The organism is Streptomyces sp. NBC_00620, from assembly GCF_026341825.1.
Classification (GTDB): Bacteria; Actinomycetota; Actinomycetes; order Streptomycetales; family Streptomycetaceae; genus Streptomyces.
Genome location: NZ_JAPENY010000001.1, coordinates 2,836,568 through 2,849,779 on the forward strand (window position 1 = coordinate 2,836,568; position 13,212 = coordinate 2,849,779).

7 protein-coding genes are annotated in these 13,212 nt (G+C 70.2%); 4 read left to right on the forward strand and 3 right to left on the reverse strand.

What is annotated here, in order from left to right; all coding sequences use genetic code 11:
• Positions 1-259: 259 nt before the first annotated feature.
• Positions 260-1,855, reverse strand: a complete 1,596-nt coding sequence (locus OG246_RS13150) for an MFS transporter (protein WP_266464161.1) — start codon at positions 1,853-1,855, stop codon at positions 260-262.
• Positions 1,856-2,323: 468 nt separating this feature from the next.
• Here OG246_RS13150 and OG246_RS13155 point away from each other — a divergent pair, with 468 nt between their 5' ends.
• Both OG246_RS13155 and OG246_RS13160 read left to right on the forward strand, forming a co-directional pair.
• Positions 2,324-3,112 carry an ABC transporter ATP-binding protein gene (locus OG246_RS13155; RefSeq protein WP_266460442.1) on the forward strand — a complete coding sequence of 263 codons (789 nt, stop codon included), beginning with the start codon at positions 2,324-2,326 and terminating at the stop codon, positions 3,110-3,112.
• The gene (locus OG246_RS13160; protein WP_266460445.1) at positions 3,109-5,688 is read left to right on the forward strand and encodes an ABC transporter permease; all 2,580 of its coding nucleotides are present in this window, start codon (positions 3,109-3,111) and stop codon (positions 5,686-5,688) included. The genes OG246_RS13155 and OG246_RS13160 overlap by 4 nt, the downstream gene beginning before the upstream one ends.
• A gap of 75 nt (positions 5,689-5,763) precedes the next feature.
• Here the strand turns inward: OG246_RS13160 and OG246_RS13165 are convergent, their stop codons facing one another.
• Positions 5,764-7,134 carry a DUF2079 domain-containing protein gene (locus OG246_RS13165; RefSeq protein ID WP_266464164.1) on the reverse strand — a complete coding sequence of 457 codons (1,371 nt, stop codon included), beginning with the start codon at positions 7,132-7,134 and terminating at the stop codon, positions 5,764-5,766.
• Positions 7,135-7,868: 734 nt separating this feature from the next.
• Between OG246_RS13165 and mfd the strand changes: the two genes are divergently transcribed.
• Positions 7,869-11,399 (forward strand): transcription-repair coupling factor, encoded by a 3,531-nt coding sequence (gene mfd, locus OG246_RS13170; protein WP_266460448.1) that lies wholly within the window; start codon positions 7,869-7,871, stop codon positions 11,397-11,399.
• Positions 11,400-11,445: 46 nt separating this feature from the next.
• On the opposite strand, the gene OG246_RS13175 is transcribed toward mfd, so the two are convergent.
• Complete coding sequence (locus OG246_RS13175) at positions 11,446-12,096, reverse strand: TetR/AcrR family transcriptional regulator (protein WP_266460451.1); 651 nt, start codon at positions 12,094-12,096, stop codon at positions 11,446-11,448.
• A 105-nt stretch (positions 12,097-12,201) separates the two neighbouring features.
• Between OG246_RS13175 and OG246_RS13180 the strand changes: the two genes are divergently transcribed.
• Positions 12,202-13,122: a hypothetical protein gene (locus OG246_RS13180; protein ID WP_266460454.1), complete on the forward strand. Its 921-nt coding sequence runs from the start codon at positions 12,202-12,204 to the stop codon at positions 13,120-13,122.
• Positions 13,123-13,212 lie beyond the last annotated feature (90 nt).

The following is a 13,212-nucleotide window of genomic DNA, read 5'->3' on the forward strand; positions in this document are numbered from 1 at the left end:
TGCGGACCGCAGGGAGCTTGGGGGTGGGCGAGGCACGCTACTCGCAGGTAGACGGGGTGCGGGAGTCTTTCACCCAACTGAGTGGTCGGTATGCGCTTGCTTCGGTGACCTGCGGCTTCACTCCTTTCCCTCCTGTAACGGTGGGTTCCCTGTGGCGGAAAGGTGAGCCGTGGCGGGGCGAGGGCTCAAGTGGCCGCCTGCTTAACGGAGTTGGACCAGTGGCACCGACTGCGGCACCGCTTCGCCGTGAAGGAGTGCATCAGGGTGCGCCACGTGGAGCAGGCGATGGCCGGCTGGCGTTCTCCGCGTCCTCGTCGACCGCCTCGACCGCCTCGACCGCTTCGCCCGTGTCGTCCGCCTCCTTCGTCTCGCTCGCCAGTACCGGGAAGCGTCTCGGTGCCACGAACAGCAGGACCAGGAAGGCGAGTCCGGCTGCGATCGCCGCGCCGAAGTAGACGGCGTGGACCGCTTCGGCGACCGCGTGGCGGAGTTCTTCGGTGGCTGCTCCCGGTGATTCGAGGGAGCGGGTCACGGTGTCGAGGTCTCCCGCGCCGCCGAGTCGCGCGGCGAGTACCCCGTTGGCTATCGCGCCGAACAGGGCGGCGCCCAGGGTCTGCCCTGTCTGGCGGCAGAAGAGGACGGACGCGGTGGTGGTGCCGCGTTCGTCCCAGCCGACGGTCGACTGGACGCCGATGAGCAGGGGGAGTTGGAAGAGACCCAGGGCGCCGCCGAGCAGGAGCATGAGGAGGGCCGGCTGCCAGGGCTCGCCCGGGTAGGGAAGGAAGGGGAAGGCCAGCAGGATGACGGTCCCCGTGCCGATGCCGATCATGGCGGTGTTGCGGAAGCCGATGCGCCGGTAGACGTGCTGGCTGAGTGCCGCCGAGATCGGCCAGCTCAACGTCCATACGGAGAGCACGAATCCGGCGGCGATCGGGGCGAGGCCCAGGACCGCCTGCGCGTACGTGGGGAGGAAGACCGTCGGGGCGACCATCAGCAGCCCCAGCGCGCCGCACGCCAGGTTCACCGCGGCGATGGTGCGCCGCCGCCACACCCAGCCGGGGATGATCGGTTCGGCGGCCCGCCGCTCGACGGCCACGACGACCGCGACCAGCGCAAGTCCCGTACCGAACAGGGCGATCGACGGTGGGGACAGCCAGTCCCAGGCGACCCCGCCCTGCACCAGCGCGGTCAGTAGTACGCCGCCGCAGGCGAAGACGGCGAGTGCGCCCGCCCAGTCGATGCGGGGCCTGGGGGCCGGTTCGCGTCGGGGCTCGTGCAGGTGGCGGACGATCAGCCACAGGGCGAGCGCGCCGATCGGGAGGTTGATGAGGAAGATCCACCGCCAGTCGGCGTACGCCGCGAGGATTCCGCCGAGCGCGGGGCCCGCGATCGCCGAAGTCGCCCACACCGTGGACAGCTTGGCCTGGATCTTGGGGCGCTCCTTGAGCGGGTAGAGGTCGGCGGCGAGCGTCTGCACCGTGCCCTGGAGGGCGCCGCCGCCCAGGCCCTGGATGATGCGGAAGGCGATGAGCGCGGCCATGTTCCAGGCGGTGGCGCAGAGCAGTGAGCCGACGAGGAAGATGACGGAGCCCGCGACCAGCACCGGCTTGCGGCCAAAGGTGTCGGACAGCTTGCCGTAGACGGGGAGCGTGACGGTCACGGCCAGCAGATAGCCCGAGAACAGCCAGGAGAAGACCGAGAAACCGCCCAGGTCGCCGACGATCTGCGGGACGGCCGTCGACACGATGGTGGCGTCGAGTGCGGCCAGCGCCATGGAGAGCATGAGGGCAGCGACGACGGGGCCGCGTTTGCCGGTGCCGCTGCCGGTACCGGGGTGCTCGGCGGCGTCGCGTATCGCAGGTCGGGTACGGCCCACTGGATTCCTTCCCCCTGCATCTATCTGCCGGGGACACTCTGCCACTTGACCCTCACGTCGCGGCAGGGTGGACGCTGGGCGGGGTCCGGAGGTGGAGGCATCCCTGAGACGTACTCCACCGCAGGGTGGACTGCCCCTAGGGGTACCTCCGTACCAGGGCTCGGGGAGGGGTCGTACCGACGGAGGATGAGACGGGTCGGGGTGCGTCCTTAACCTGGCTTTACGCCGTTGAGGGCGGCGGTGCGACGGCACCGCCGAGGACGGCGGACCCGCACGGCTGGGGACGGTCACCGCACCGCTGAGGGCGGTGACCGCACCTCCGAGGGTGGGGTTTTCCCCCGCAGAAGACGGGGCCGGGCACCAGCGCGCCGGACCCCCTCCCGCAAGCAGACTCATCCATGAAGCACTTCACGCGATTCACCCGCTGACCGACATAGGAGACTTACCGTGACTTCGGCTGTAACCATTCCCAGGCACGGGGGCACTGGAGGGCGTACGGCCGTTGCCGCACGGGCGCGGCAGGTCGTGAAGGCGTACGGGTCCGGAGAGACCCGCGTCGTCGCCCTGGACCACATCGACGTGGACATCGCGCGGGGCCAGTTCACCGCGATCATGGGCCCCTCGGGGTCCGGCAAGTCCACGCTGATGCACTGCCTCGCCGGGCTCGACACCGTGTCGAGCGGGCAGATCCACCTCGACGAGACCGAGATCACCGGCCTCAAGGACAAGAAGCTCACGCAGCTGCGCCGGGACCGGATCGGGTTCATCTTCCAGGCGTTCAACCTGCTGCCGACGCTCAACGCGATCGAGAACATCACGCTGCCGATGGACATCGCAGGCCGCAAGCCCGACAAGGGCTGGCTGGCCCAGGTCGTGGAGACCGTCGGGCTCGCCGACCGCCTCAAGCACCGGCCCAACCAGCTCTCCGGCGGTCAGCAGCAACGCGTCGCCGTGGCACGGGCGTTGGCCGCCCGGCCCGAGATCATCTTCGGTGACGAGCCGACCGGAAACCTGGACTCCCGTGCGGGCGCCGAGGTGTTGGGCTTCCTGCGGCGCTCCGTGGACGAGCTCGGCCAGACCATCGTGATCGTCACGCACGACCCGGTGGCGGCCTCGTACTCGGACCGCGTGCTGTATCTCGCGGACGGCCGGATCGTCGACGAGATGCACCAGCCGACGGCCGATCAGGTCCTGGACCGCATGAAGGACTTCGACGCCCGGGGGCGTACGTCATGACTGTCATGAAGACCTCCAGGCGCAACTTCTTCGCGCACAAGGGGCGAATGGCCCTGTCGGCCGTGGCGGTCATGCTGTCGGTGGCGTTCGTCTGCGGCACCCTCGTCTTCACCGACACGATGAACACGACGTTCGACAAGCTGTTCGCGGCCACCTCCGCCGATGTGACGGTCAGTGCCAAGGACGCCTCGGACACCGGCGAGACCCAGTCCGACAACGGCAAGCCGCCCGTCATACCCGCCTCCGTGCTCGGTGAGGTGAAGAAGGCCGACGGCGTGAAGTCGGCCGAAGGCACCGTCTTCTCCACCTCGGTGACCGTCGTCGACGCGGACAAGGACAGCCTGTCGCCCTCCAGTGGCGCACCGACCATCGTCGGCAGCTGGAACAGCAACGACGCCCGCACCATGAAGATCGCCTCCGGTGCGGCGCCCAAGGGCGCGGACCAGGTCATGGTCGACGCCGACACCGCCGACAAGCACCACCTGAAGCTCGGTGACGAGATCGGCGTCATCACCGCGGTCGGCACCCACCTCGCGAAGATCTCCGGGATCGCCGACTTCACCGTCACCAACCCCGGTGCCGCGATCTTCTACCTGGACACCAAGACCGCCCAGCAGACCCTGGTCGGGCAGTCCGACGTGTACACGAACGTCAACGTCACCGCGGCCTCCGGGTTCACAGACACGCAGCTGAAGCAGAACGTCGTAGCCGAACTCGGCGGCGGCTACCAGGTGCAGACCGCCAAGGAACTCTCGGACGCCAACGCCAGTGACGTCGAGGGCTTCATGAGCGTGATGAAGTACGCGATGCTCGGCTTCGCCGGGATCGCCTTCCTCGTCGGCATCTTCCTGATCATCAACACCTTCTCGATGCTGGTCGCCCAGCGCACCCGCGAGATCGGCCTGATGCGCGCCATCGGCTCCTCCCGCAGGCAGGTCAACCTGTCGGTGCTCGTCGAGGCGCTGCTCCTCGGCTTCTTCGGCTCGGTGCTCGGGGTCGGCGCGGGCGTCGGCATCGCAGTCGGGCTGATGAAGCTCATGGGCTCCATGGGCATGCAGCTGTCGACGTCCGACCTGACCGTCGCCTGGACGACCCCGGTGGCCGGGCTGCTGCTTGGCGTGCTGGTCACGGTGTTCGCGGCGTACGTACCCGCCCGGCGCGCCGGCAAGGTCTCTCCGATGGCCGCGCTGCGCGACGCCGGTACGCCGGCCGACGGCAAGGCAGGCCTCATCCGCGGTCTGATCGGCCTGGTCCTCACCGGCGCCGGAGCCGCCTCGCTCTACGCGGCGGCCACCGCCGACAAGGCGAGCGAGGGCTCGCTCGTCCTCGGTGCCGGTGTGGTGCTGACCCTCATCGGGTTCGTCATCATCGGCCCGCTGCTCGCGAGCGCCGTGGTCCGCGTGCTCAGCGTGGTGGTGCTGCGCGCCTTCGGCCCGGTCGGACGGATGGCGGAGCGCAACGCGCTGCGCAACCCGCGCCGCACCGGCGCCACCGGAGCGGCCCTGATGATCGGCCTCGCGCTGGTCGCCTGCCTCTCCGTGGTCAGCTCCTCGATGGTGGCCTCCGCCACCGACCAGCTCGACAAGACCGTCGGCACGGACTTCATCATCCAGTCCGACAGCGGCCAGCTGATCACCCCGCAGGCGGTCAAGGCCGTGAAGGCGACGGAGGGTCTTGAGGGGGTCACCGAGTACAAGTGGACCAAGGGTGACTTCACCACCCCCGACGGCGAGACCCTCAAGAAGACGGCGATCACCGCGGCCGACCCGTCGTACGCGACGGACCTCGCCACCAAGACGGTCGCCGGCAATCTCGCGGACGCCTACAAGCCCAACTCGATGTCCGTCCACGAGACGTTCGCCAAGGACCACGGCATCACGCTCGGGTCCAAGATCGGCGTCGACTTCGAGGACGGCTCCGAGGCCCAGCTGACGGTCCGCGCGATCACCAGCAGCGATGTCGTCATCGACGCGGGTGCGATGTACACGTCGATCGACACGCTCGCCAAGTACGTCCCCGCCGACAAGATGCCCCTCGACGAGATGGTCTTCGCCTCGGCGAAGGACGGCCAGGAAGCGGCCGCCTACAAGTCGCTCAAGTCGGCGCTGCACGACTATCCGCAGTACACGGTCCGCGACCAGACCGACTACAAGGAGGCGATGAAGGACCAGATCAGCCAGCTCCTCAACATCATCTACGGGCTGCTGGCCCTGGCGATCATCGTCGCGATCCTGGGCGTCGTGAACACCCTTGCCTTGTCGGTCGTCGAGCGGACCCGGGAGATCGGCCTCATGCGGGCCATCGGGCTGTCGCGTCGCCAGCTGCGTCGCATGATCCGCCTGGAGTCAGTCGTCATCGCTCTCTTCGGCGCTCTCCTTGGGCTCGGTCTGGGCATGGGCTGGGGCGCCACCGCCCAGAAGCTGCTGGCTCTGGAAGGCCTGAAGATCCTGGAGATCCCCTGGCCGACCATCATCTCCGTCTTCATCGGCTCCGCGTTCGTGGGTCTGTTCGCCGCGCTGATCCCGGCGTTCCGGGCGGGGCGGATGAACGTCCTCAACGCGATCGCCACCGAATAGCCACCGCGTACGGGGGTCGCGGGGAACGGGCCCGGTGGGCGGAGGAGATGTCCTCCGGCCACCGGGCCCGCCGTGCTATCTCCGCCGCTCCAGGAGTACGTAGCCGTAGGCGGCGCCCGTCACCTCGTACTCCGCGTGCGGGTGCAGCTGGCGGGCGTACGCCTGGACGTCCTTGACCCAGCCCGACTTGTTGTCGAGGGCGATGAAGTCCGGTGCGATCCCGTCGGTGCGGCCGACCCAGAAGACCCGGCAGCGCGAGGTGAGCCGGCTGCCCGGGCCGGTGTTCGCCTCGACGCTCGCCCCGTCCGGGATCAGCGCCAGCATCCGTTCGACGGCACTCACGCGCTCGGGCTTGCGATAGGCGTCGGGCTCGGTCAGCACGGACAGCGGGAGCGTGGTCGTGAGCGCGAGGGCGGCCGCGACGGAGGCGGCCGGGAGGTGGAGGGCGTACGAACGCAGCCACGGGCGTGGGCTGTAACGGGTGCGGGCGAGCGCGTCGGCGAGGGCGAGCGAGAACACCGGCATCAGGACCGCGCTGTAGTGCCAGTCCGTGCCCCAGTAGTGCTCGTCGGAGGACAGGAAACGCCAGGTGAGGGTCGGCAGGGCGACGAGGAGGAGCGGGGAGCGCAGGGCGAGGAGGCCGGTGGTGGGGATCAGCAGCCAGGCGAGGGTGTGGAGCTTGGCGCCGATGCCGGTCAGGGGGCCGCCGCCGACCTTGTCCCAGTATTCGTAGCTGTCGGTGGTGTTGAAGGCCGGGATCAGCACGGTGAAGGTGAGCACTGCGGCCAGTACGCCGAAGGCGGCGACGGTGAGCGCGTACAGCGCCGCCCGGGGTGACGGGCGTCGCGCGCGCAACGCCACCACCAGGGAGATCGCGGCCAGCGTCAGTCCGAGGTCCTCCTTGACCAGCACCAGCGGGAGCGCCCACAGCAGGGCCCGTCGCCAGCGGTGGGCGAGTACCGCTTCCAGCGAGAAGGCGATCAGCGGGACCGCGAAGCAGATCTCGTGGAAGTCGAAGTCCACCGCGCGCTGGATTCCCCAGGACAGCCCGTACGCCACCCCGAGGGCGAGTCCCCGCGCACGGCCCAGGAGGCCCGCCGCGGCCCGGGTGACCGGCACGGCGGACAGCGCGAACAGCGCGGCCTGCGCCACGAGGAGGGTGACGGGGGTGGGGAAGAGGCGGTACGCGGGTGCGAGGAGTGCGATGACCGGGCTGAAGTGGTCGCCGAGGATGTTGAAACCCGGGCCCTTGAGATCGGCGACGGGGGCCTGGAGGTGGGCGTACGCGCGGACGGCCTGCTCGAAGATGCCGAGGTCCCAGGAACGGGTGGCGAGATGCCGGTAGCGGCAGACCGAGAGCGCCGCGTACGCCGTGAACAGCACGGCTGCCAGGAGGTACGGGTCGCGGAGGCGCCGGTCACGGGTGGGCGTGACCGGCGAGGGTATCCAGGGGGCGCGGTCGGGCGGGGTCGCGGTGAGGGGTGCGGGCACGTGCGGGTCCTTGGGCGGCGGGTGGCGGGCGTCGGCGGGGTGAGCATAGGCATGGGGGATGTGTGCGCCTTGTGCGCGGTGGGTGGGTCGGGGCCGTACCGGAGCATCCGTCCTCGGTCTGGCGCGAAATGGGTTGCTTACCAAGGTGCCGGTGTTGACGCGCCAGCCGCTGCGGGCGGACGTTCCGGCACGTCCCCTTCCGCCGGTGGGCGGCTGCGGGTCGCATCTCTTCCGGCTCCGGACCCGGCTCGATCTCCCGCCTAGCCGTGGGGCCCCATTTTTCAGCCCCTCCGGCGTCCGGTGGGCGGGGCGGTGCCGTGCCGATTCCCCGCTCGCCCGTGGGGGCTGCGCTTCGGCTCGGGGCAGGTATCTCCAGCCTGTCCGGCGTTTGAGGACGAGCCCTTCGGGCGATCGGGGGGCCGGGGGCGGAGCCTCTGGGGACGCCCGCACCCTGCGCCGGGTGCCTTTCGGGCGGGGGTGATCTTCAGCCTGTCCGGCGATTGAGGACGAGGCCGTTCAGGCCGATACGGGGGTCTGGGGGCGGAGCCCCCAGGGACACGCCCGCTCCGGCGCCGGGGTTATCCACAGGCACGGCGCCGTGGAGCTCACCGACGTACGCTGGAGGCCCCCCGGCCCGGAACACGTGTCGGGTGGTTCGCGTTGCCCACTCCCCGGGATGGAACTCCTTCATGAGCCTGCACGGTCTGCTCGATGCCGTCGTCAAGGACACCGCCCTCGCGGAAGCGGTGAAGGCCGCCGCCGACGGCAACCGGATGCACGTCGACCTGGTCGGCCCGCCCGCCGCCCGCCCCTTCGCGGTGGCCGCGCTGGCCCGCGAGGCCGGCCGGCCCGTACTGGCGGTGACGGCGACCGGCCGCGAGGCCGAGGACCTGGCCGCCGCGCTGCGCTCCCTCCTCCCGTCCGAGGGAATCGTGGAGTACCCGTCCTGGGAGACGCTCCCGCACGAGCGGCTGTCCCCGAGGTCGGACACCGTGGGTCGCCGTCTCGCCGTGCTGCGCCGCCTCGCGCACCCGCGTCCCGACGACCCGGAGACGGGTCCGGTCTCCGTCGTGGTCGCCCCCATCCGTTCCGTGCTCCAGCCGCAGGTCAAGGGCCTCGGCGACCTGGAGCCCGTCGCCCTGCGCACGGGCCAGAACGCCGACCTCGGCGAGATCGTCGAAGCGCTCGCGGCAGCCGCGTACTCCCGGGTCGAGCTCGTCGAGAGGCGCGGCGAGTTCGCGGTCCGCGGCGGCATCCTCGACGTCTTCCCGCCCACCGAGGAGCACCCCCTGCGGGTGGAGTTCTGGGGCGACGACGTCGAGGAGATCCGTTACTTCAAGGTCGCCGACCAGCGGTCCCTTGAGGTCGCCGCGCACGGGCTGTGGGCCGCGCCCTGCCGCGAACTGCTGCTCACGGACGAGGTACGGGCGCGGGCGGCGCGGCTGGCGGAGGAGCACCCGGAGCTGGGTGAGCTGCTCGGCAAGATCGCCGAAGGCATCGCCGTAGAGGGAATGGAATCGCTGGCTCCGGTCCTCGTTGATGACATGGAGCTGCTGATCGACGTACTGCCCAAGGGCTCGATGGCCGTCGTGTGCGACCCGGAGCGGGTGCGGACGCGGGCCGCGGACCTGGTGGCGACCTCGCAGGAGTTCCTCCAGGCGTCCTGGGCGGCCACCGCGGGCGGCGGCGAGGCACCCATCGACGTCGACGCGGCATCCCTGTGGGCCATCGCGGACGTACGGGACCGGGCGCGCGAGCTGGACATGATGTGGTGGTCGGTCTCGCCCTTCGCGGCGGACGACGAGCTGGACGCCGACACGCTGAAGCTCGGCATGCACGCCCCCGAGACCTACCGCGGCGACACCGCCCGGGCGCTGGCCGACACCAAGGGCTGGCTGGCCGACGGCTGGCGCACGGTGTACGTCACCGAGGCGCACGGTCCCGCCGCCCGTACCGTCGAGGTCCTGGGCGGGGAGGGCATCGCGGCCCGCCTGGACACCGACGTGGCGGAGCTGACGCCCGGGGTGGTGCAGGTCGCCTGCGGCTCCATCGACTTCGGCTTCATCGAACCGGCCCTCAAGCTCGCCGTCCTCACGGAGACCGACCTCTCCGGCCAGAAGGCGGCAGGCAAGGACGGCGCGCGGATGCCGGCCCGCCGCCGCAAGACCATCGACCCGCTGACGCTGGAGATGGGCGACTACATCGTCCACGAGCAGCACGGCGTCGGCCGCTACATCGAGATGGTGCAGCGCACCGTCCAGAGCGCGACCCGCGAGTACCTGGTCGTCGAGTACGCCCCCGCCAAGCGCGGCCAGCCGGGCGACCGCCTCTACATCCCCACCGACCAGCTGGAACAGATCACCAAGTACGTCGGCGGCGAGGCCCCGACCCTGCACCGGCTCGGCGGCGCCGACTGGACGAAGACCAAGGCGCGGGCGAAGAAGGCGGTCAAGGAGATCGCCGCGGACCTCATCAAGCTGTACTCGGCGCGGATGGCCGCTCCCGGGCACGCCTTCGGTCCCGACACCCCCTGGCAGCGCGAGCTGGAGGACGCCTTCCCGTACGCGGAGACGCCCGACCAGCTCACCACCATCGCCGAGGTCAAGGACGACATGGAGAAGACGGTCCCGATGGACCGTCTGGTCTGCGGTGACGTCGGCTACGGCAAGACGGAGATCGCGGTCCGCGCCGCCTTCAAGGCGGTCCAGGACGGCAAGCAGGTCGCGGTGCTCGTGCCCACCACCCTGCTGGTGCAGCAGCACTTCGGGACCTTCTCCGAGCGCTACTCCCAATTCCCGGTGAACGTACGGGCGTTGTCCCGCTTCCAGACGGACACGGAGGCGAAGGCGGTCCTGGAGGGCCTGCGCGAGGGCTCGGTGGACCTGGTCATCGGCACCCACCGGCTCTTCTCCGCGGAGACCAAGTTCAAGGACCTGGGCCTGGTCATCGTCGACGAGGAACAGCGGTTCGGCGTCGAGCACAAGGAGCAGCTGAAGAAGCTGCGCGCGAACGTGGATGTGCTGACGATGTCGGCCACCCCGATCCCGCGAACTCTGGAGATGGCGGTGACGGGCATCCGCGAGATGTCGACGATCACCACTCCGCCGGAGGAGCGGCACCCGGTCCTGACCTTCGTCGGCCCGTACGAGGAGAAGCAGATCGGCGCCGCCATCCGCCGCGAACTGCTGCGCGAGGGCCAGGTCTTCTACATCCACAACCGGGTGGAGTCCATCGACCGGGCGGCGGCCAGGTTGCGGGAGATCGTCCCGGAGGCGCGTATCGCGACCGCCCACGGTCAGATGTCGGAGCAGTCCCTGGAGCAGGTCGTCGTCGACTTCTGGGAGAACAAGTTCGACGTGCTCGTATCGACGACCATCGTCGAATCGGGTATCGACATCTCCAACGCCAACACCCTGATCGTGGAGCGCGGCGACAACTTCGGCCTCTCGCAACTGCACCAGCTGCGCGGGCGGGTCGGGCGTGGCCGTGAGCGGGGCTACGCGTACTTCCTGTACCCGCCGGAGAAGCCGCTGACCGAGACCGCGCACGAGCGGCTCGCGACCATCGCCCAGCACACCGAGATGGGCGCGGGCATGTACGTCGCCATGAAGGACCTGGAGATCCGCGGCGCGGGAAACCTGCTCGGCGGCGAGCAGTCCGGCCACATCGCGGGCGTCGGCTTCGACCTCTACGTACGCATGGTCGGCGAGGCGGTCGCCGACTACCGCGCCTCCCTGGACGGCGGTGTCGAGGAAGAGCCGCCCCTGGAGGTCAAGATCGAGCTCCCGGTCGACGCCCACGTCCCGCACGACTACGCCCCGGGCGAGCGGCTCCGCCTCCAGGCCTACCGCTCCATCGCCTCCGCCAACACGGAGGAGGACGTCAAGGCCGTACGCGAGGAACTCGTCGACCGCTACGGCAAGTTGCCCGAGCCGGTGGAGAACCTGCTGCTCGTCGCAGGCCTCCGCATGCTCGCCCGCGCCTGCGGAGTCGGCGAGGTCGTCCTCCAGGGCAACAACATCCGCTTCGCACCGGTGGAGTTGAGGGAGTCCCAGGAACTGCGGCTGAAGCGGCTGTACCCGGGCACGGTCATCAAGCCGACCGCGCATCAGGTGCTGGTGCCGCGTCCCAAGACGGCGAAGGTCGGGGGGAAGCCGTTGGTGGGGCGGGAGTTGCTGGGGTGGACGGGGGAGTTCTTGGCTACGGTTCTTGGGTCGTAGGCCAGGTCGGGTCGGGTGCGCTCCGGTCCGCTCCGGTCCGTTCCGTTCAGGGTGACTTGGGCTGGAACAGCATCCCCGTCAGCGTCCGGAAGACCCCCTCGGGGTCCTGGTCGCCGACCGGGCCGTCCAGGTTGTGGCTGAGGAGCAGGGTGGCGAAGCCGTGGGCCAGGGACCAGGCGGCTACTCCGGCGAGGCGGGGGTCGGTTCCGCGGCCCTCGGGTGGGACTCCGGAGACGGCGGTGCGCAGGCGTTCGCCCGCGAGGGTCCTGGCGGTGGTCAGCTCCAGGTCGTTCGCGCGGAGCAGCTCCGGCGTGAACATCACCTGGAAGTGCGCCGGGTGCTCGCGCGCGAAGCGTACGTAGTGGACGCCCGCGTCCTTGAGGTCCGCGGCCTGCGCCAGCGTGGCCGCCAGCAGTCCGTAACCCTCGGCCGCGATCGCGGTGAGCAGGCCGGTGCGGTCCTTGAAGTGGTGGGCCGGCGCCGCGTGCGAGACGCCCGCGCGGCGGGCCAGGTCGCGCATGCTCAGCGCGGACGGGCCGTCGGCGCTGATGACGTCGAGCGCGGTGTTGAGGATCGCGCGGCGTAGGTCGCCGTGGTGGTAGGGGCGTGAGGTGTCGCCGGTCTTGGCGCTGGCGGTGGTGCCGGCGCCAGCACTGGCGTTGGGGTTGGCATCGGCATCGGTATTGGCAGGGGCCATAGTCAGCAGCGTACGCGGAATCTAGGCATTGACAAGTTGCGCGGGTTCCGGCAATCTTGTCAGTGTCAAGTTGTGGGTGGGTTGGAATCTGACGAGGGGTGGGTCATGTCGGGGAATGCCAGCGGGGCAAGTGGGACGGCAAAGAGTGCCGATGTGGGTGCGAGTGTCGAGCTCGGCCGGGTGCGCCAGATGTGGCACCTGCTGGAGCCCCTGCACGCCGTGCTCTACTACGCGCCGGAGGCCTTCGAGGAGGCCGCCGCGCTCGGATACGGGACCGAGGAGCGCTGGCCGAGCTACTTCCCGTACCGCGCCGCGCCGTTGGGCGCGGTCAGGAGTGAACGTGTGACCTCCGCCTTCTACAGCTTCAGTCCGCGCATGGTCGCCGAACACGTGGAGTCCGCGTGGCGGACCGCGAGCCCGGACGAGGTGCTGAAGGCGCGGGAGCGGGCCGTCGACCGGGCGTACCGCGCGATATTCGGCGATCGCATATCCATTCCCGAACTCGCGCAGGCCGCCGCGCTGGCCCGTCGCGCCGCCGAGGCCGCGAACACCGCCGGCCGCCCACTGGCCGCCGCCAACGCGGAGTTGGCTTGGCCCGAGGCCCCACACCTCCAGCTGTGGCATGCCGCGACGATCCTGCGCGAACACCGGGGAGACGGTCACCTCGCGGCCCTGCTCGTCGCGGGCCTGGACCCCGTCGAGTCCCTCGTCTCCTTCGCGGCGATCGGCGCGGCCTCAGTGGAGCGCTTCGAGAGCCGCGGGTGGACCCCTGAGGAGTGGACCGCCGCACGCCAACGGCTCGTCGGGCGCGGCCTGCTGACCGAGGAAGGCACCGCCACGGACGCCGGCCGCGAACTGCGCCGCCAGGTCGAACAGCACACGGACGAACTGGCCGCCGCTCCCTGGCAGGCACTCGGCCCGGACGCCGTGGGACAACTCGCCGACCTTGTCGGGGAGTTCTGGGTCGCGGTGCTCGGCTCCGGTCTGCTGCCCTCGGAGACGACGCTGGGAATTGGCAAGGTCTGACGTGCACGAAGTGCGGAAGAGGGGGTATCCGGCGTGGAGGTGGCTCACTCACCACCATCGATACACCCGGCGTGCACCTCTTGCCCCTTG

Coding starts and splice junctions, on each gene's coding strand:
- OG246_RS13180 (WP_266460454.1), top strand. CDS start 12,202: ATGTCGGGGAATGCCAGCGGGGCAAGTGGGACGGCAAAGAGTGCCGAT.
- mfd (WP_266460448.1), top strand. CDS start 7,869: ATGAGCCTGCACGGTCTGCTCGATGCCGTCGTCAAGGACACCGCCCTC.
- OG246_RS13160 (WP_266460445.1), top strand. CDS start 3,109: ATGACTGTCATGAAGACCTCCAGGCGCAACTTCTTCGCGCACAAGGGG.
- OG246_RS13175 (WP_266460451.1), bottom strand. CDS start 12,096: ATGGCCCCTGCCAATACCGATGCCGATGCCAACCCCAACGCCAGTGCT.